Consider the following 17,249-nt stretch of genomic DNA (forward strand, 5'->3'; position numbering starts at 1 on the left):
CCATGACCTCGCGCGCCGCCCCGTTCACGACCGCCAACCGCTGCGAACACGAGCTCATGGCGTGACGGTTTTCGGCATGGCTCTCGGCCACCGCGTGCTCGCCGATGACGGCGCAGCCGTGACGGATGCCATCTGGAACGGCTTCTGGCCGAGTCGAAGCGGCTGCGCTCACCCACCGGCTTTCCTCGGTTTGCCCGCGTCCGTCGCCGTTTCCAAGGCCGATATGACGGTTTTCGGGTCGAGCCATAAGGCTCGGCCCGAAACAAAGCGGAAACATTCAAAGGAAAATCAGGAAAAACCGATCAGTTCACATAGTATCGTCGACTACGGGTATAGTACTGACCAATATCACCGTAGCCATACTGCGCATGCTTGCGCAGATCGATCTGGGTGAGCACCACCCCTGCGGGCTCGATCCCTCCATCACGCAAGGATTGCAGGCTGTCGCGCGCTGCGCTTTCGATCGTCTTGCCCCAGTGGACAACGAAGACGACTTTGTCTGCGAGCAACGCCGCAATCCGGGTATCGTTGACACTCGCCACCGGCGCCGAGTCGAGCACGATCAGATCGTAGTTCTCGCGGCAGATGCGGATGAGCTGGCGCATCTTCTCGCTCTCGAGAAGATCGGTCGGCGTGGTGGTCTGGGCCTTGACCGGCAGGAAGTGGAGACCCGTCTCGAGATCGTTGTGAATGACCTCCTGCAAGGTCCGCTCACCGGCCATGTACTCGACCAACCCGGCCGAGACCTGCCAGCCGAGCTCCCGATGCACGCTCGGATGGCGAAGATCCAGGTCGATCAGCAGCACCCGCTTCTGCGAACGGGCCACGAGCGAGGCGAGGCTGACCGCGAACGTCGTCTTGCCTTCCTCCGGAAGCGAGGAGGTGACGAGAACGACCTTGGGCGGGTCGTTCGGGCTCGAGAGCTTGAGCGCGGTGTGCACGCCACGGATGGCTTCCGCATAGGACGAGAGCGGCTTCTCGCGAAGATACTGGTGCGGTCGCTGGTTGCGACGCAGCCGCTCGACCCGCGGTACGAGGCCGAGCGTGCTGAGGCCAAGGGCGCTCTCCACCTCGCGCGCGCTGCGCAGGCCACGGTCCATGCGCTCGAGCAGAAGGGCCAGCGCGGAGCCGAGCAGGAACGAGACGGTGAAACCGCCCGCCGCGATGAGTTTGGTTCCGAGCGAGCTCGGCGTGGCCGGCGGGGTCGCCACCATGACGATGCGGGAATCGGGCTCGACGATGTCCTGCTGCTGGCTCGTCTCCTTGTAGCGCTGCAGGAACTGCTGGTAGAGCGTGCGGCTGGTCTCCGCGGCGCGCTCGAGCTCGTGGAGCTGGACCTCGGCCTCGCGGTCCTGGACGTTGCGGTTCCTCAAGGCGGCGAGCTGCCCCTCGACCGAAGCGACCCTGGTGGAGGCGACCCGGACGTCGTTCTCGAGCTGTCGCGTGATCCGCTCGACCTCGCTCCTGATCTTGGCCGCGACCTTGCTCTTCTCGTCCTGGAGCTGGACCATCCGCGGATGGCGCTCGCCATAGAGGGTGCGCAGCTCCGATTCCTGACGCTGGAGATCGACCTCCTGCTCGCGCAGACGCAAGATCAACGGCGAGGCACCGACGTCACCGATCGTCTCGAGCGCGTCGGGATTGCCGCGCAGATCGCGCACGAGCCGAAGCTTCGCCTGCTTCTCGGCCAGATCGGCGCGGGAGGCCATCAGCTCGCGGTTGAGATCGGCGAGCTGCTGATCGTTCAGCGTGGCTCCCTGGGCTTCCTGGAGATTGTGCGCCGCCTTGAACCGCTCGACTGCCTGCTCCGCCTGCTGCACTTCGGCACGCATGGCATTGATGCGCTGCTCGAGCCAGTCGTTCGCCTTGTCCGTGGCCGAGAGCTTGCTCTTGACCTGATCCTCGATGTAGAGTTCGGCGATTCGATTGGCGATCACCGCGGCTTTGGCGGGATCGGTCGAGGTGAAGTTGATGGTGATGAGATAGGACTGGCCATCCGTGTAGAGGGTCTGGTTCTTCAGGAAGTTGGAGATGGCCTTCTCCCGCGCGCGTGTCGGCGCCTCGCTCTCGAGCACGGGTGTCGGCTGGCTCGCGAGACCCGTCGCGATCAGCCATTCGTTCGGCAGATAGCCGATGAGATTCTGGAGCGGCTGCAGAAAGCCCGGCAGGCTCGCCGTCTGGGTGTCGGCAGCGAGCGCCGGATTGAACTCCGGGTCCTCGAACAGGCGCAGATCGTCCATGACCTTCGCGACGAAGGTACGCGACTGCAGGAGGCCGATCTGCGTCGCCATGGTGGAGGAGTTCGCGGTCAGGCCACCCAGGACCTGCTGAATATCGGTCACCTGCATCTGACGCGGATCGATCATCACCGCCGACTTGGCCGTGTACTGCGGCGTCATCAGCATCCCGATCGCGGCGGCAACGGCCGTACCGATCGCCGTGACCGTCATGATCAGCCACTTGCGACGGCGCAAGGTACCCAGAACGCCGACGAGGTCGATCGTGTCGTCGTCGCCGAAGAGGGACCTCTCCGCCGCGGCGCTTCCAACCTGCGTCAATCTCTTCTGTGTTCGCATCGGGTCCGACCTGCCATGCGTCAACGAGTCTGCGCCAGCAGCTAGGCAGACTACGGGCTGAACGCTTACACTTCCTGGGCGACAAGGATAGCTGACATATTGTCAGCCCATCACCGTTTTGTGCCACGGTAGGAACAGGGAGGCAACGCACTCCCCATCACGAGCATACTAGGCGGCCCAGCAGGATCAAGCGGCTCGCCTGCACGGGTCGTGGCGCGTTGCATCTAGGTCACGACCATCTCCTCCTTTGCCGCGCCATCCGCCAGCAGTGCCCGCCCCGTCCGCGCCAGGCGCAGCCGTCGCCGGACGTCGTCCAGCTCGGCTTCGACCCGTGCGGAACGCCAGCCGCGACACTCGGCCATGATGCGCGCCGCCGCTTCCAGGGCGGCATCGCCGGGATGCCCGGTCGTGCACAGGTCGCAGCGCCGAAACACGGCATCGGCAAGGGTCATCGCCATCTCGCTCCGCGCCGCGTGCGCGATCTCGGCGCCGAGCACCCGGCTGTCGCCGAGCCTGGCCCGCCAGGCCGGCCGCTCCTCGAGCAGTGCCACAACCTCTCCGAACGCGCTGCCGTGGTTATGGACGAGGGCACGGATGCTCGCGGCGTCGGTTCCCGGCGGCACGCGCCGAGCCGCCTCGGCCACCAGCGCCTCGAAGTCGTGGAAACGTCCGCCCCGCACCGGTTCGGTCTCGAGCCGGGACGGTGCCACACGCCGGCCGAGCCGCCGACAGACCGCATCGACGACGCCGACCGCCTCGACCGGCCCCGTCGTGTAGCGCACGCCGATCAGCGTGAGCAGGCCCTCGAGGCCCCGCTCCTCGGCATGGTCGACGAGACGCGAGCGATGAGCGTATCGGAGGTGCTCCGCCTCGGGATCGTTCTCACCGAACGGTACGAGACCGGCGCTGCAGAGGGTGACATCGTCGGGCGTGAGCCCGAGACCGTCATAGGCGCGGTTGATCTCGCCGAGCCAGGCCCCGAGCTCGGGCTCCGTGATCTCGTAGCGGTCGGGATCGCCACGATAGACCTTGTGCCACACGCCCACGAGCGTCGCCTCGCGCCACGGCACCAGGAACAGATGGCGCGCGCCGCGGCTCACGATGGCATCCGGATCGCTGGTGAGCGATGGCAGGGTCAGGGCCCGATCACCGGCGACCAGCCGGCGCGGCACGATGAAGTAGGCATCGCGGGAGAACGGGGTCGGTGGTGTCAGCCCACGCCCGAGGCTGCCTTCGAGCAGACGCTCGGCATAAGGTCCGGCGGCGTTGAGCACGAGACGGCCACGGATCTCGAACCGATCCCCGGCGAGCCGATCGCACGCGACGACCCCCGCGACGCGCCCGCCGCGCTGCAGCAGCTTCACGGCCTCGACATGGTTGGCGCAGACCGCTCCCGCCTCGACGGCGCTCTGCACGAACGCCAGCACGAGCCGCGGCGGATTGTACATCTGACCGTCGCAGAACACGCCGGCGCCGCTCAGTCCCTCCGGGTCCAGGCCGGGATAGTCGCGCAAGACCTCGGTCCTGCTCAGGAACCAGCCGTTCGGGATGCGCCGGCTCGGATCGGCGATGCCCCGGTTGCGATCGGCCGTGAGCAGATCGTAGGCAGCGATCCCCAGCCGGAGCACGAGCTTGCTCCTCATCCCCCAGCCATAGGTCGGCACCACGATCGGCAACGGATGCGCGAGGTGCGGCGCTATGCGCAAGAATGCGGCGCGCGCCCTGGCGGACTGGCGGATCCGCGGGACGTCGGCATGCTGCAGATAGCGGATACCGCCGTGGATCATCTTGAAGGAATGCGCCGAGGTGGCGCCGCAGAAGTCGCCCCGCTCGACGAGTGCCACCTTGAGGCCGCGCTGCGCGGCATCGAGCGCCGCGGCGGCGCCGAAAATGCCGCCGCCGACCACGACCAGGTCGAACTCGCCGCGCGCGAGCGCGCTGAGGTCACGCTGCATGTGGTACTCGCTGCCTCGTGCGTTGCCGGCGAAGGCCCGGGCTCAGGCCGGGTTGCGGCAGACCGCTGCCAGCTTCTTGGTCAAGATCTTCACCTCCTTGCCGTAGAGAATGAAGCAGGCACGAAAGAACAGCTCCAGAAGCGTGGTCGCCACCAGGCCGACATAGTTCAAGGGATTTTTCCAGAACACATAGAGCTTGAGCGGCATCACCTCGACGACCTCGAGCCCGCCGAGCCGGATGATCTGCTTCAGGCTGTAATCCGTGAAGGTGTTGAAGTGGTCGATGTTGTGCGCGAGATTCTCGCTGCCGACCAGGGGATTGGCCCCGTTCAACCCGTAGACGATCATGATTCCGCCGGGCTTCAGGTTGCGACGGCAGAGCCGCAGGAACTCGATCTGCTCGTCGAGCGTCAGATGATTGAGCTCCTGCTCGGGGACGATCACGTCGAACGGATCGCGGTTCCGCTCGAGGAACGCGAACGCCTCGGCGGTCGCGCACGGCAGGCCGTGCCGCTCGGCATGAGCGATCTTCAGAGGATCCGAGTCGATTCCCAGCACGTCGGCATAGCCCTCGTCGCGCAGGAGCTTGACGAGATAGCCCGGCCCGCAGCTGACGACCAGAATGCGTGCCGCCTTGTCGGCGGGCAGATGCCGGAGATAGTTAGCGCGGTAATAGGCCGCGAACTTCCCGTAGCCCTTCTCGACGTCCACCGGCGCCTGCCAGTAGGAATCGAACGGCTCGAGACGGGCCGCGAGCCGTCGTTCGCCGACCTGGCCCGCCGGGCGCTCCGCGGGCACCGAAGCGACCGGCGCAGCCTTCTTCGCCTGTTGCGCGCTCATCGCGAAAGTCCTTCCATCGCTGCGGTCCGAGCAGAGCAGCACCGGCTCGCGACCATCGACGGCCGACGCCACACGAGAAGGCGTGTCGCCGTCATCCTAGCCGCCCCACCGCGACGCTCGGAACCCTCGTTCACCCGTCGAGACTTGCGTCTTGGAGCGACGCCGTTCCCGCTCGGTCCTTTCAAGCCGGGACGTAGACCGGCATCCGGCCGCAGCCCAGGCGCTCGAACACCTGCTCGTAATGCGACGCCGTCGCGGCGATGCTGAAGCGCTGCGCCACCTGCCGATTGTGCGCGCTGATCCGCGCCCGCAGCCCGGGATCTTCCACCAGCCGCCTGAGCGCGCCCTCGAGGCTCTCGACGTCGCCGGCCGGAACGAGGAAACCGGTGCGCCCTTCGTCGAGATAGTCCTCCTGTCCTCCGGGCCGGGCCGCGATCACCGGCAGGCCGCAATGCATCGCCTCGAGATAGACGAGGCCGAACGCCTCGTGCAGCGACGGCAGGGCGAAGATGTCGGCGGCAGCGAGCAACTGATACTTGGTCTCGTTGGGCACGAAGCCGCGGAAATGCACCCGCCTGCCCACGCCGAGGCCGTCGGCGAGCGTCACGAGGCCGGCTTCCTCGGGGCCGTCGCCGATGATCAGAAGATGGACGTCGTCGCGCTGCATTCTCGCCAGCGCCGTGATCAGCGAGGCGAGGTTCTTGCGACGCACGAGCCTGCCGACCGACACGACGTAGATCACGTCGCGCTCCAGCCCGAGCTGCCGCCGCGGGACGGCCGTGTATCGGGGTGCCGACATCCCGAGCGAGATCACGTCGATCGGCCGCTCGAAGCCATAGAGGGCGCGCGCCCGCCGGGCGAGATCCGTGGAAACGGCGACGTGCGCATCGGATGCCGCGAGGACCCGACGCACCGCCATGCCCAGAAGAGGGTTCTTGTCCGGCGTGTACCATTTCGAGGGATCGTAGATATCCCCGCCAGCCATGGTGAGCACGTGCGGCGCGCCGAAATATCGTGCCAAGGACAGGCCGGTGGGCCCGCTCGGCACCGCGAACCAGCTGTTGACCACGTCGTAGCGCCGCCCCTTCAGGACCTGACGCCCATGGAGGATCCCGATCGGCCAGAACGAGACCATCGAGAGGATCGAGGCCGTGGAGCGCCTGGTCCGCCCGAGCACCGGGGCACGGTGAATCGTGACGCCCTCGGACCGCTCCTCGGGTGGCAGGCCGGGACCGGCCGAGGTCAGCACGTCGACTTCGTGGCGCTTGGCGAGCTCCATCGCGATGGCGCGTGTCGCGACACCTCCGCCCCCGCCGAGCGGGGGATACTCGTAGTTCACGATCAGAATACGCATGCGCGTGGCGAGGCTCCTGTCCAGCGCGGCAACTCGAACCCAGACTGGCCGCCGCTTCCCGGCGATGCGATCCGCTCCACCGGACCGACTCCTGCCTAACACGGCTTTCCTAACGATTCCTGAAGCGCATGGATCCGAAGCGCCGAACGCCTTCTACCAACAGAGCCGGCGGGCACGCCAGAGGGTGCATGGCGGTGTAGGAGCGCACGGCCGGAAAAGGTTGCGGCACCAGCCCGGCTTGCGCAAGCTACATCGAGCCGGCAGATAGAGCACGATGATCCGGAGGAGACGCGCGATGTCGGCCGAGCGGCCCTATTCTCCCGGCCAAGCGTTCCTGGCAGCCGCATGGTCGCCGCTGGTCCTGGCGGGCTGCATCAGCTTCGCGACCAGCATGCTGATGCTGGCCGTGCCGCTGTTCTCCCTCCAGCTCTACGATCGTGTCCTGGGCAGCGGCAGCCGGGAAACGCTGCTCGTCCTGGTCCTGATGGCCGCCTTCGCGCTGCTTTCGCTCGGCATGCTGGATGCCGTCCGGACGGCGGTGCTCTCCCGCATGTCCACGCGGCTGGGCAGCCGGCTGTCCGGCCCGCTTCTCGCCGCCGGTGCGCTCACCGGCGATCCGGGCCAGGGCCTACGCGATCTCACCCAGTTACGCCAGACCCTGTCCGGGCCGGCCTTGAGCGCGCTCTTCGACGCACCGTGGCTGCCCGTGGCGCTCGGCCTGCTCTGGCTCATGCATCCCGTGCTGGGCATGTTCGGGGTGGCCAGCGCCCTGATCCTGATCGCGCTTGCGATCCTGGGCGACCTCGCGGCGCGGCGCCGGCTCAAGGCCGCAAGCCGCCTCTCGCCGGGCGCCCAGCAGCAGGTGGACGCGCTCGGCCGGCAGCGCGAGGTGGTCGCGGCCATGGGCCTCCTGCCGCTGCTCCAGGCCCGGTTCACCCGCATCCACGACCAGGTGCTGATCCTGCAGCAGCGTGCCTACGAGCGCGGCGGCCTGGTCTCGGGCGCCGCCCGCTCGGCGCGGCTGATGATCCAGTCCGGGGTGATGGCGCTGGGCGCCCTGCTCGTGCTCGACAGCGAGCTGACACCCGGCAGCATGATCGCGGCCTCGATCCTCTTGAGCCGCGCGCTCGCCCCGATCGAGCAGATGCTCTCGGGCTGGCGCTCGCTCGTGGCCGCGCGGGAGAGCTGGCAGCGGCTAAAGCAGCTCCTCGAGCACACCCCGCCCGGCACGGCGGCCATGAAGCTGCCGACACCGCAGGGCCGGGTGACGTTCGAGCAGGCCTCGTTCACGAGTGAGGGGCGTCCGGTGCTCCGCCCGACCACGCTCGCGATCGAGCCCGGCGAACTCGTGGGCGTGGTCGGCTCGTCGGGTGCCGGCAAGAGCACGTTCTGCCGTCTGATGATCGGCGCGCTCCCGGCCTCGAGCGGCGTCGTCCGCCTCGATGGAGTCGACATCGCGACCCAGAGCCGGGCGGCACTCGGACCGCATGTCGGTTACCTGCCGCAGCACACCGGCCTGTTCGCCGGCACGGTGGCCGAGAACATCGCCCGGATGGCGCTCGAGCCCGATCCGGAGGCCGTGGTCGCCGCCGCCAAGGCCGCTGGTGTGCACGACCTGATCCTGCGCTTGCCCAAGGGCTACGACACGGTGCTGGGCGAGGAGGGCGCGCCGCTCTCGGCCGGCCAGCGCCAGCGGCTGGGCCTCGCCCGCGCCCTCTACGGCAACCCGCGCCTCGTCGTGCTCGACGAGCCCAACGCCCATCTCGACGCAGCCGGCGAGCAGGCTCTCGCCATGGCCCTGGCCTGGCTCCGAGAGCGCCGCGCCACGGTCGTACTCGTGACGCATCGGCTCAACATCCTCCGCCAAGCCGATCGGATCCTCGTGATCGAGAACGGTGCCGTCGAGCGGTTCGGGCCGCGCGACGCCGTGCTCAGCGAGCTCCTGCGCCCCGCACGCGCAGCCTGAGGGGAAAGCGCCATGACCACGCTCGCCGCCGCGCCTTCTTCGCCCGGCATCGCCGAGCGGGCCGCCACCTTGAACGGCCCGCTGCTCGCCGCCGCGGCGATCATCCTCGTCTTCTTCGGTGGCTTCGGCGGCTGGGCGGCGTTCGCTCCCCTCTCCGGGGCCGCCGTGGCGCCGGCGGTCGTGGCACCGGAAGGCTACCGCAAGACCGTCCAGCATCTCGAGGGGGGGATCGTCCGCGAGATCCGCGTGCGCGACGGCAGCTCGGTCGAGGCCGGCGACGTGCTGGTCGTGCTCGACGACACCCAGATCCGCGCCACGTACGCCGCAGCGCAGGCGAAGCTGGCCGCGGCCCAGGCGCGGGCGGCACGGCTCTTCGCCGAACGCTCGGAAACGGCGGAGCCGGAATTCCCGGCCGAACTGCTCGAGCTCGGCCGCAAGGATGCCGAGACCCAGCGCCTGATCGAGGCCGAGCGCGAGACGCTCCACGCCCGCCGGCAGGCCTTGGCCGACCAAGTGGCCGTGCTCGAGCGGCGCATCGCGCAGGCCCAGACCGATCTCGTCGCCTACGAAGGCAATCTCACCAGCACCGACCGTCAGATCAGCCTGATCGACGAGGAGATCGAGACGGTCAAAGACCTGCTCGCGAAAGGGCTCGACCGGAAGCCGCGCCTCCTCGCCCTGCAGCGGGCGCGCGCCGACCTCGAGGCCCAGCGCACCACGGCGCTCAGCAGCAGCGCGCGCACCCGCGAGCTGATCAACGCCACCCGCGCCGAGCTGGCATCGACCAGGAGCAAGCACGCCGAGGAGGTCGCGACCGGCCTGGTCGAGGCGCAGGGCAGCGCCAACCAGCTCCAGGCCCAGGTCCGGGCCGTGCGCGACCAGCTCGAGCGGGTGGTGATCCGCGCCCCGGTCGCCGGCACGGTGGTCAATCTGCAGCTCCACACCGCGGGCGGCGTGATCCGCGCCGGCGAGCCCATCCTCGAGATCGTGCCGCGCGACGAGCCCCTGGTCATCGAGGCGCGGGTCTCGCCGTCCGACATCGACGTGGTCCATCCTGGCCTCACGGCCGACGTGCATCTTCTCGCCTACCGCAGCCGCCACCTGCCGCGGATCCAGGGCGAGGTGCGCAAGGTCTCGGCGGACCGGCTGATCGACCAGAAGACCGGACAGCCCTACTACAGCGCCCAGATCGTGGTCGACACCGCCGTCCTGCACCGCAAGGCGCCCGAGGTCGAGCTGACCGCCGGCATGCCGGCCGAGGCGCTGATCATCACGGGCAAGCGCACGCTGTTCGAGTACCTGATGGAGCCGGTGCGGCTGAGCTTCCGCCGGGCGCTCCGCGAGACCTGAACGGAGCGTAGGCTCATGGCGGGCCGGCACGTCCTGCCGGGCCGTGTCGGGCCGCGGCTCAGACCGGCGTGGGCGCGTCCTCGCGCAAGAGCCCTTCCCGCTTCAGCTCGGCCCAGAACTCGGCCGGAATCGCGACCTCGAAGATGGCGCGGTTCTGCGCGATCTCCTCGGGCGAGCGCGCACCGGGGATCAGGGTCGCGACGTTGGGATGGCCCAAGGGGAACTGGAGCGCAGCACTCGCGAGGCGCACGCCGTGGCGGGCGCAGACCGCCTCGATGCGGCGCACGCGCTCGAGGATCTCGGCCGGTGCGGGGGCGTAGTTGTAGTAGGCACCCGGAACCGCGCCGGTGGCGAGGATGCCGGTGTTGTAGGGACCGCCGATCATGAGGGCGATGTCGCGCTCGGCGCAGTAGGGAAGCAGCGTGTCGAGCGCCCCCTGCTCGAGCAGCGTGTAGCGCCCGGCGAGGAGAAAGCAGTCGAAGTCGCCGGCGCGGGCGAAGTCCTCGCAGGCCTTGACCTCGTTGATCCCCGCCCCGATGGCGCGGACCACCCCCTCCTCGCGCAGGCGCAGCATGGCGCGATACCCGCCCGCCATCACCTCGCGAAAGCGCTCGAGCCTCGCCTCCTCGCTGCCGTGGGTCCAGACGTCGACGTCGTGGATCAAGAGAATGTCGATGCGGTGCAGGCCCAGGCGCTGCAGACTGTCTTCGACCGAGCGCATCACCCCGTCGTAGCCATAGTCGTAGACGCCCTCGAACGGCAGGATCTTCTCGAACAGGCCGCCCTCGACCTCTTTCGGGTCCTTGGGCTTCAGCAGCCGGCCGACCTTGGTGGAAAGGACGTAGGAATCGCGGTCGAGCCAGCGCAGCGCCTCGCCGATCCGGTGCTCGGACAGGCCGAAACCGTAGAGCGGTGCGGTGTCGAACAGGCGCATGCCGGCATCGTAGGCCGCACGCACCGTGGCCCGCGCCTGCTCGTCCGAGAACTCCTGGTACATGTTGCCGAGCGGTGCCCCGCCGAAGCCGATCACCGGCACCTCGAGGCCGGACTTGCCCAAACGCCGCCGATCCGTGACGCGCATCACGCTTCCTTCTCGCCTTCCCTGTCCCCGCGGCGTTTCCCTGCCGCGGGTCCGAATCGGATGCCGCCCGGACCGCCGTCCGTCAAGCACCGCGCTCAGGACGCAGGCCGTTCCGGAACGCGGGGGTCGATCTCGACGAGGCGCGGGCTCGTGGCCGGAAGACTCACGAAGCCCTCGCGCGCCTCGGGCGGCAGCGGCGCCCGGCGGGTCATGCGGTAGAGGACGAAGGCGGCGAGCACGGCCGAGACCAGAAGGGCATAGAGGAAGAGACCTTCGGGACCGACGAGGTCGAGGAACGGGGCCGCTATCGTGGGGCCGATGGCGGCGCCCACGGCCCAGGCGAGGAGCGAGCCGCTGCTGACTCCCACCATCTGGTCCGGGTCGGCGAAGTCGCTGCCGTGCGCCACCGCCACGGCGTAGAAGGTGAGCGAGCCGCCACCCCAGAGGAAGAACAGGATGAGCAGGAGCCAGAGCCGGTCCTGCGCGAGCATGATCCCGAAGGAGAGGCCTGCCACGGCGAGGGCGCAGCCCGCGATCACGCTGCGGCGGTCGATCCGGTCCGAGAGCCGGCCGAGCGGCCATTGCAGGAAGAAGCTGCCGAGCTGGATCGCCGTGAGCAGCCAGACCGTGAACTCGACCGAAAGGCCGAGCCGCGTGCCGTAGACCGGCGTCAGGCCGATGACGGCACTGCTGAGGAGGCCGGAGCACGTGCAGCCGACGATGGCGGCGGGCGCGACCCGGTAGAGGTCGCGCGGGCTCAGGAGCTCGAGCCGGGGCGGAGGCGGCTGGGGCGTGCGGGTGAGGGCTACCGGGATCAGCGACAGCGAGAACACGGCACCGGCGACATCGAACCAGCCCAGCGCCGTGGTGTCGACGTGGCCGAGCACGAGCTGCCCGCCCACGATCGCGACCTTGGTGCTCACGAGATAGAACGAGAGCACGCCGCCCCGCGCCTTGGGTGGCGTCGCGGCGCTGAGCCAGCCCTCGACCACGGTGAACAGGCCCGCCTGGCAGAACCCCATGACGAGGCGGAGAGCGAACCAGATCCACACCAGCCCGCTCGTCGTGAACACCATGCTCAGGATCGAGCACACCGCCGCCAGCACGGCGAAGGCGCGGATGTGGCCGACCGAGCGGATCAGGCGGTGCGCCACGACGCAGCCGGCGAGGAAGCCCACGCCATAGGCCGTGGTCACGATGCCGGTGGTGGTGCCGGAGAAGCCGGCAAGCGTCAGATGCAGCGGCAGCACGACCGAGAGGATGGTGTTCGCGAGCTGCAGCAGCGTGACGCCGCCGATGATGCCGAGGACAGCACCGTAGTAGGGAGACATGCCGGCTCGCTCGCTCCTGGTCCGAGAGGATCCGCCCGAGCTGGCTAGCACTCCCGGCCGTCGCTCGCAGCCCTTCACGTCGCCGCAACAAGGGCCATTTATGGCACTGTGCGCAACGACGGAGGCGACGTGATGAGCGCCCGCTCGGTAGCCGGCATGATGCTGCTCTGGAGCCTGCTCGGCATTCTCTGGTTGAAGGCGAGCACGGCCTGGTTCTTCGCGCTTTTCTGATAGCGACAGGCCATGCGCACGATCCACAACGGCAGCGGCCGGAAGGAGGGCAGCAGCTTGCGACAGGACGGCCGGAAGGAATTCGGCGCGGCCTCGCGCCGGGTCGGCGGGGGTGCCTCGATGGTGAACCCGCCCGCCTTGCGCTGGATGCCGCGCGGCTGGGCGCTCAAGATCGCCGCGGTGACGTTCGTGTGGCCCTTCATGCTGGCGCTCCTGCGCGGCGCACCTACGGACGCGCTGGCGCTCGCGGCGGCGATGGCGCTGCTGTTCGCGGGCGGCGAGGCCGTCGCGCGCGGCTGCCGCGAGGAGGTGGAACGCGAGGGCCGCACGCTGGCGCTCAGCGAGACGCCCTGGAAGACCCTGGCGGCCGTCGCCGTCGGGGTGGCGGCTTTCCTGATCAGCCTGGGCGCCGCGCACGACGGCGTGCTGATGGCCGTCCTGTTCGGCGTGCTCACCGGCGGTGCCTGCGCCCTCACCTACGGGCTCGATCAGCGGATCGACCGGCGCGCCATCGAGGCGGCGGCGCGGCGCGCGGGCCTGCGCGGCAGAGACGTGATCGAGACGCTCGAGGAGGCGCACCGCAAGGTGCGGGCGATCGAGGAGGCGGCGCGCGGCCTGCATTCGCGCGAGCTCAAGGCGCGCCTCGACCGGATCTGCGGGCAGGCGCGCACGATCCTGCGCCAGCTCGAGGCGAACCCGAACAAGCTGAGCCGGGCACGGCGCTTTCTCGTCACCTATCTGGACGGCACGCGCGACGTCGTCACCCGCTATGCCCAGCAGCAGAAGGATCTGGCCGACACGCCGCTCGCCGCGAACTTCAGGAACGTGCTGGACACGGTCGAGAGGGTGTTCGCCGAGCAGGAGGAGGTCCTGCGCCGCGACGACCAGCTCAACCTCGAGGTGCAGATCGAGGTGCTCGAGACGCAACTCAAGCGGGAAGGCGTGCACTGAGCAGCATGCACGGCAGAACCGTGGCCGATGAGGCCCGCAGGGAGAGAAGCATGACCCAGGAAAGCGCACCCGCCACCGGCGCTCCGGCCACGGCCACCGCAGCACCGGCGAGCCCGCTCGACGCCCGCATGGCGGCCCTGAACCAGGAGCTCGTGGCCGACCTGCAGATCGAGCTCGACGGCTCCATCGAGCAGCGGATCGATCGGGCACTGCAGGAGCTCGACATCAACGATACGAACTCGATCCTGTTCTTCGGCTCGAAAGCACAGCAGCAGCTCTCGACGATCTCGGATTCCATGCTCGAGAACGTCCGGACCAAGGACATCGGCCCGGCGGGCGATGCCTTGAACCGGATGGTGTCGCGCTTACGCGAGCTCGAGATCAAGGTCGAGCCGGGCGAGAAGCCGGGCCTCCTCGCCCGGCTGTTCGGCGCCAAGAACCAGATCCAGGAATATCTCGACCGCTACGACGAGGTGCGGACCCAGGTCGACAGGATCACGGACGAGCTCGAGCAGCACAAGACCAAGATGCTGACCGACATCGTCCGGCTCGACAAGCTCTACGAGGCCAACCTCGACTATTTCCGCACGCTCGAGGTCTATATCGCCGCCGGCCGCGCCAAGCTGAAGGAGCTCGACGAGAAGACCATCCCGCAGCTCGCGCGGCAGGTGGAAGGCTCGGACGACGTGATCGCGGCGCAGAAGCTCAGGGATCTGCGCGCCGCGCGCGACGATCTCGAGCGGCGGGTGCACGATCTCCTGCTCACCCGTCAGGTGACGATGCAGGCCCTGCCGTCGATCCGCCTCGTGCAGGAGAACGACAAGTCGCTCGTCAACAAGATCAACAGCACGATCGCCAACACCGTCCCGCTCTGGCGCCAGCAGCTCGCCCAGGCCGTGACGATTCATCGGATGGGCCAGGCGGCCGATGCGGTGAAGGCCGCCTCCGACCTCACCAACGAGCTCCTGCAGCGCAACGCCGAGAACCTGCAGCAGGCGAACGCGGTGGTGAGAAAGGAGATCGAGCGCGGCGTGTTCGACATCGAGACGGTGAAGGCCGCGAACGCCAAGCTCGTCGCCACGATCAACGAGTCCCTGCAGATCGCCGACGAGGGCAAGCGCCGGCGCGCCGAGGCCGAGCGCCAGCTCCAGGAATGCGAGGCCGAGCTGCGGAAGACGCTGGCCGCGGCCTCGGCACGCGCCACCGGGACGACGGCACGGGGTTGATCGAGGTGGCAAGGCAGGCAATCGGGGAGGCGGCGGGCCGATGATCTGGAACAAGCTCATGGGGCAGTTCGTCGACGTCATCGAATGGCTCGACGATTCCCCCGACACCATGGTCTGGCGCTTCGAGCGGCAGGGCAACGAGATCAAGTACGGTGCGAAGCTCACCGTGCGCGAGGGCCAGATGGCGGTGTTCGTCAACGAAGGCGAGATCGCCGACGTGTTCGGGCCCGGCATGTACGAGCTCTACACCCGCAACCTGCCGATCCTCTCCACACTCCAGGCCTGGCCCTACGGCTTCGAGAGCCCGTTCAAGGCGGAAGTCTATTTCTGCAGCACGCGGATCTTCACCGACCTCAAATGGGGGACGAAGAACCCGGTGATCGTGCGCGACCCGGAGTTCGGGCCCGTGCGCCTACGCGCCTTCGGCACCTACGCCATCCGGATCAAGGATCCGGGCGTCTTCATCCGCGAGGTCGTCGGCACGGACGGGCACTTCACCGTCGACGAGATCAGCGACCAGCTCCGCAACACGATCGTCGCCCGGTTCGCCACCGTGGTCGCGAGCTCCGGCATCCCGCTCCTCGATCTCGCCGCCAATTACGACCAGCTCGGCCAGTTCGTGCTCGGGCGGATCGCCCCCGAGTTCACGAACTACGGCCTCGAGCTCACCACGTTCCTGGTCGAGAACGTCTCGCTCCCGCCCGAGGTCGAGCAGGCGCTCGACCGCCGCACCTCGATGGGGATCGTGGGCGATCTCTCGAAATATGCCCAGTTTCAGGCCGCCGAGGCGTTGCGCACCGCAGCCGCCAATCCGGGTGCCGCGGGCCAGGCGATCGGCATGATGGTGGGCATGGGCCTGGGCCAGCAGGCGAGCACCGGCCCCTGGGGCCAGCGCCCGGCCGAGCAGCCGGCGGCGGCACCGCCGCCGCCACCGCCGCCTCCGCCCGCTCCCGTCTGGCACGTCGCCGTGAACGGCGAGGCCAAGGGCCCGTTCACGCAGGCCCAGTTCGAGGAGCAGGTGCGAACCGGTGCCCTGACCCGGACGAGCCTGGTCTGGACGCAAGGCATGGCCGGCTGGCAGCCCGCCGGCGAGGTCCCTGCCCTCGCTCCACTCTTCGCCGCCGTCCCGCCGCCGGTCCCCGGTGCCGCCTGAGAGTTCGGCCCGCAGCGGGCCCTGGGGCAGCAGGACGCAAGGCAGTACCCTGCCCCGCGCACAGGCGGCCGCAGCGCCGACGACGCAGAGCTTCACCTGCAGCCAGTGCGGGGCGGTGCTCACCTACACCCCCGGCACCACCACGCTGGCCTGCAGCTATTGCGGCCACGTCAACACGATCGTCGAGCCGCCGGTGGCGATCGTCGAGCACGCGCTCGAGCCCGAGCTCCTGCACGGAGCGGACGTAGCACCCGCACCCGTCACGGCGACGACGAAATGCGCGAGCTGCGGGGCCGACTTCTCCCTGCCGCCCGACCGCCACGCGGGTGCCTGCCCGTCCTGCGGCACGCCGGTGGTGCTCGACCCTGGGGCCTACCGGCCGATCGCACCGCACGCCGTTCTGCCCTTCCTCGTGGGGGCGCAGGAAGCCCGGCGGCTCCTCGGCGAATGGCTGAAGGGACTCTGGTTCGCACCCTCGGGCCTCGCCCGCGAGGTAAGGGGGCCGAGCAGGCTCGAAGGGGTCTATCTCCCCTACTGGACCTTCGACAGCCGGACCAGCACCCGCTATGCCGGCCGGCGCGGCGACGTCTACTACGAGACCCATTACGTCGAGGAGATCGTGGACGGGCGGCGCGTGCGCCGGGCCGTCCAGGTGCCGAAGATCCACTGGACGCCGGTGATGGGTGCGGTCGCCCGCGACTTCGACGACGTACTGGTGCTGGCCGGCGAGAGCCTGCCGCGCGCGCTGGTCGAGCCCCTGGAGCCCTGGGACCTCGACGGCCTCAAACCCTACACGCCGGACTATCTGAGCGGCTTTTCCGCCGAGCTCTACCGCCTGCCGCTGGCCCAGGGTTTCGAGCAGGCCAAGCTCCTGATGCAGGCCGTGATTCAGGACGACATCCGCCGCGACATCGGCGGCGACCAGCAGATCATCGAGCGGATGGAGGTCGACTACGACGCGCCGACCTTCAAGCAGGTGCTGCTGCCGGTCTGGCACGCGGCGTTCCGCTTCCTCAACCGGGACTATCACTTCGTCGTCAACGGACGCACCGGCGAGGTCCACGGCGAGCGGCCCTGGTCGTGGTGGAAGATCGCGGGTGCGGCGCTGCTCGGGTTCGTCGTCCTCCTGCTGCTGGCCCTCCTGTTCTCGCAGTCGCCGGCCTTGCAGCAGGCTTTGCGCGAGCTGGCGCGGTAGCGTCCGGCGAACCAGCTCGCGAAGCTGGTCGAGGCCGACA

12 protein-coding genes are annotated in these 17,249 nt (G+C 68.9%); 6 read left to right on the forward strand and 6 right to left on the reverse strand.

From position 1 onward, the window contains the following. Positions 1–302 precede the first annotated feature (302 nt). The 4 genes from U1T56_RS10550 to U1T56_RS10565 all read right to left on the reverse strand — a co-directional run bounded on the left by U1T56_RS10550 (position 303) and on the right by U1T56_RS10565 (position 6,725). Positions 303–2,558 (reverse strand): GumC family protein, encoded by a 2,256-nt coding sequence (locus tag U1T56_RS10550; RefSeq protein WP_418159431.1) that lies wholly within the window; start codon positions 2,556–2,558, stop codon positions 303–305. A gap of 242 nt (positions 2,559–2,800) precedes the next feature. Next, complete coding sequence (locus U1T56_RS10555; RefSeq protein ID WP_418159432.1) at positions 2,801–4,531, reverse strand: glycerol-3-phosphate dehydrogenase/oxidase; 1,731 nt, start codon at positions 4,529–4,531, stop codon at positions 2,801–2,803. A gap of 42 nt (positions 4,532–4,573) precedes the next feature. Continuing rightward, positions 4,574–5,371, reverse strand: a complete 798-nt coding sequence (locus U1T56_RS10560; RefSeq protein WP_418159433.1) for a methyltransferase domain-containing protein — start codon at positions 5,369–5,371, stop codon at positions 4,574–4,576. Positions 5,372–5,552: 181 nt separating this feature from the next. Further along, the gene (locus U1T56_RS10565; protein ID WP_418159434.1) at positions 5,553–6,725 is read right to left on the reverse strand and encodes a glycosyltransferase family 4 protein; all 1,173 of its coding nucleotides are present in this window, start codon (positions 6,723–6,725) and stop codon (positions 5,553–5,555) included. Positions 6,726–7,020: 295 nt separating this feature from the next. On the opposite strand from U1T56_RS10565, the gene U1T56_RS10570 reads away from it, so the two are divergent. Both U1T56_RS10570 and U1T56_RS10575 read left to right on the forward strand, forming a co-directional pair. After that, on the forward strand, positions 7,021–8,691 hold the full coding sequence (locus tag U1T56_RS10570) for a type I secretion system permease/ATPase (RefSeq protein WP_418159435.1): 1,671 nt from the start codon (positions 7,021–7,023) through the stop codon (positions 8,689–8,691). A gap of 12 nt (positions 8,692–8,703) precedes the next feature. Further along, complete coding sequence (locus U1T56_RS10575) at positions 8,704–10,041, forward strand: HlyD family type I secretion periplasmic adaptor subunit (protein ID WP_418159436.1); 1,338 nt, start codon at positions 8,704–8,706, stop codon at positions 10,039–10,041. 58 nt (positions 10,042–10,099) lie between these two features. Here U1T56_RS10575 and U1T56_RS10580 read toward each other — a convergent pair whose 3' ends face one another. Next, positions 10,100–11,122 (reverse strand): aldo/keto reductase, encoded by a 1,023-nt coding sequence (locus tag U1T56_RS10580; protein WP_418159437.1) that lies wholly within the window; start codon positions 11,120–11,122, stop codon positions 10,100–10,102. 95 nt (positions 11,123–11,217) lie between these two features. Then, a complete protein-coding gene (locus tag U1T56_RS10585; protein ID WP_418159438.1) occupies positions 11,218–12,453 on the reverse strand; it encodes an MFS transporter in 1,236 nt (411 codons plus the stop codon). A gap of 243 nt (positions 12,454–12,696) precedes the next feature. On the opposite strand from U1T56_RS10585, the gene U1T56_RS10590 reads away from it, so the two are divergent. From U1T56_RS10590 to U1T56_RS10605, 4 genes are read left to right on the forward strand one after another with little or no spacing between them, the layout of a single operon-like run. Then, the gene (locus tag U1T56_RS10590; protein WP_418159439.1) at positions 12,697–13,635 is read left to right on the forward strand and encodes a 5-bromo-4-chloroindolyl phosphate hydrolysis family protein; all 939 of its coding nucleotides are present in this window, start codon (positions 12,697–12,699) and stop codon (positions 13,633–13,635) included. Between the two features lie 50 nt (positions 13,636–13,685). After that, the gene (locus U1T56_RS10595) at positions 13,686–14,861 is read left to right on the forward strand and encodes a toxic anion resistance protein (protein ID WP_418159440.1); all 1,176 of its coding nucleotides are present in this window, start codon (positions 13,686–13,688) and stop codon (positions 14,859–14,861) included. Between the two features lie 40 nt (positions 14,862–14,901). Continuing rightward, the gene (locus U1T56_RS10600) at positions 14,902–16,014 is read left to right on the forward strand and encodes an SPFH domain-containing protein (protein ID WP_418159441.1); all 1,113 of its coding nucleotides are present in this window, start codon (positions 14,902–14,904) and stop codon (positions 16,012–16,014) included. Continuing rightward, the gene (locus U1T56_RS10605) at positions 16,004–17,209 is read left to right on the forward strand and encodes a TFIIB-type zinc ribbon-containing protein (protein WP_418159442.1); all 1,206 of its coding nucleotides are present in this window, start codon (positions 16,004–16,006) and stop codon (positions 17,207–17,209) included. The genes U1T56_RS10600 and U1T56_RS10605 overlap by 11 nt, the downstream gene beginning before the upstream one ends. Positions 17,210–17,249: the final 40 nt, after the last annotated feature.

Source organism: Benzoatithermus flavus (assembly GCF_037908215.1).
Taxonomy (GTDB): Bacteria; Pseudomonadota; Alphaproteobacteria; order Geminicoccales; family Geminicoccaceae; genus Benzoatithermus; species Benzoatithermus flavus.

Excerpts from the sequence above, each read along its gene's own strand:
- U1T56_RS10555 (WP_418159432.1), bottom strand. The coding sequence starts at position 4,531 with ATGCAGCGTGACCTCAGCGCGCTCGCGCGCGGCGAGTTCGACCTGGTC.
- U1T56_RS10560 (WP_418159433.1), bottom strand. The coding sequence starts at position 5,371 with ATGAGCGCGCAACAGGCGAAGAAGGCTGCGCCGGTCGCTTCGGTGCCC.
- U1T56_RS10565 (WP_418159434.1), bottom strand. The coding sequence starts at position 6,725 with ATGCGTATTCTGATCGTGAACTACGAGTATCCCCCGCTCGGCGGGGGC.
- U1T56_RS10570 (WP_418159435.1), top strand. The coding sequence starts at position 7,021 with ATGTCGGCCGAGCGGCCCTATTCTCCCGGCCAAGCGTTCCTGGCAGCC.
- U1T56_RS10575 (WP_418159436.1), top strand. The coding sequence starts at position 8,704 with ATGACCACGCTCGCCGCCGCGCCTTCTTCGCCCGGCATCGCCGAGCGG.
- U1T56_RS10580 (WP_418159437.1), bottom strand. The coding sequence starts at position 11,122 with ATGCGCGTCACGGATCGGCGGCGTTTGGGCAAGTCCGGCCTCGAGGTG.
- U1T56_RS10585 (WP_418159438.1), bottom strand. The coding sequence starts at position 12,453 with ATGTCTCCCTACTACGGTGCTGTCCTCGGCATCATCGGCGGCGTCACG.
- U1T56_RS10590 (WP_418159439.1), top strand. The coding sequence starts at position 12,697 with ATGCGCACGATCCACAACGGCAGCGGCCGGAAGGAGGGCAGCAGCTTG.
- U1T56_RS10595 (WP_418159440.1), top strand. The coding sequence starts at position 13,686 with ATGACCCAGGAAAGCGCACCCGCCACCGGCGCTCCGGCCACGGCCACC.
- U1T56_RS10600 (WP_418159441.1), top strand. The coding sequence starts at position 14,902 with ATGATCTGGAACAAGCTCATGGGGCAGTTCGTCGACGTCATCGAATGG.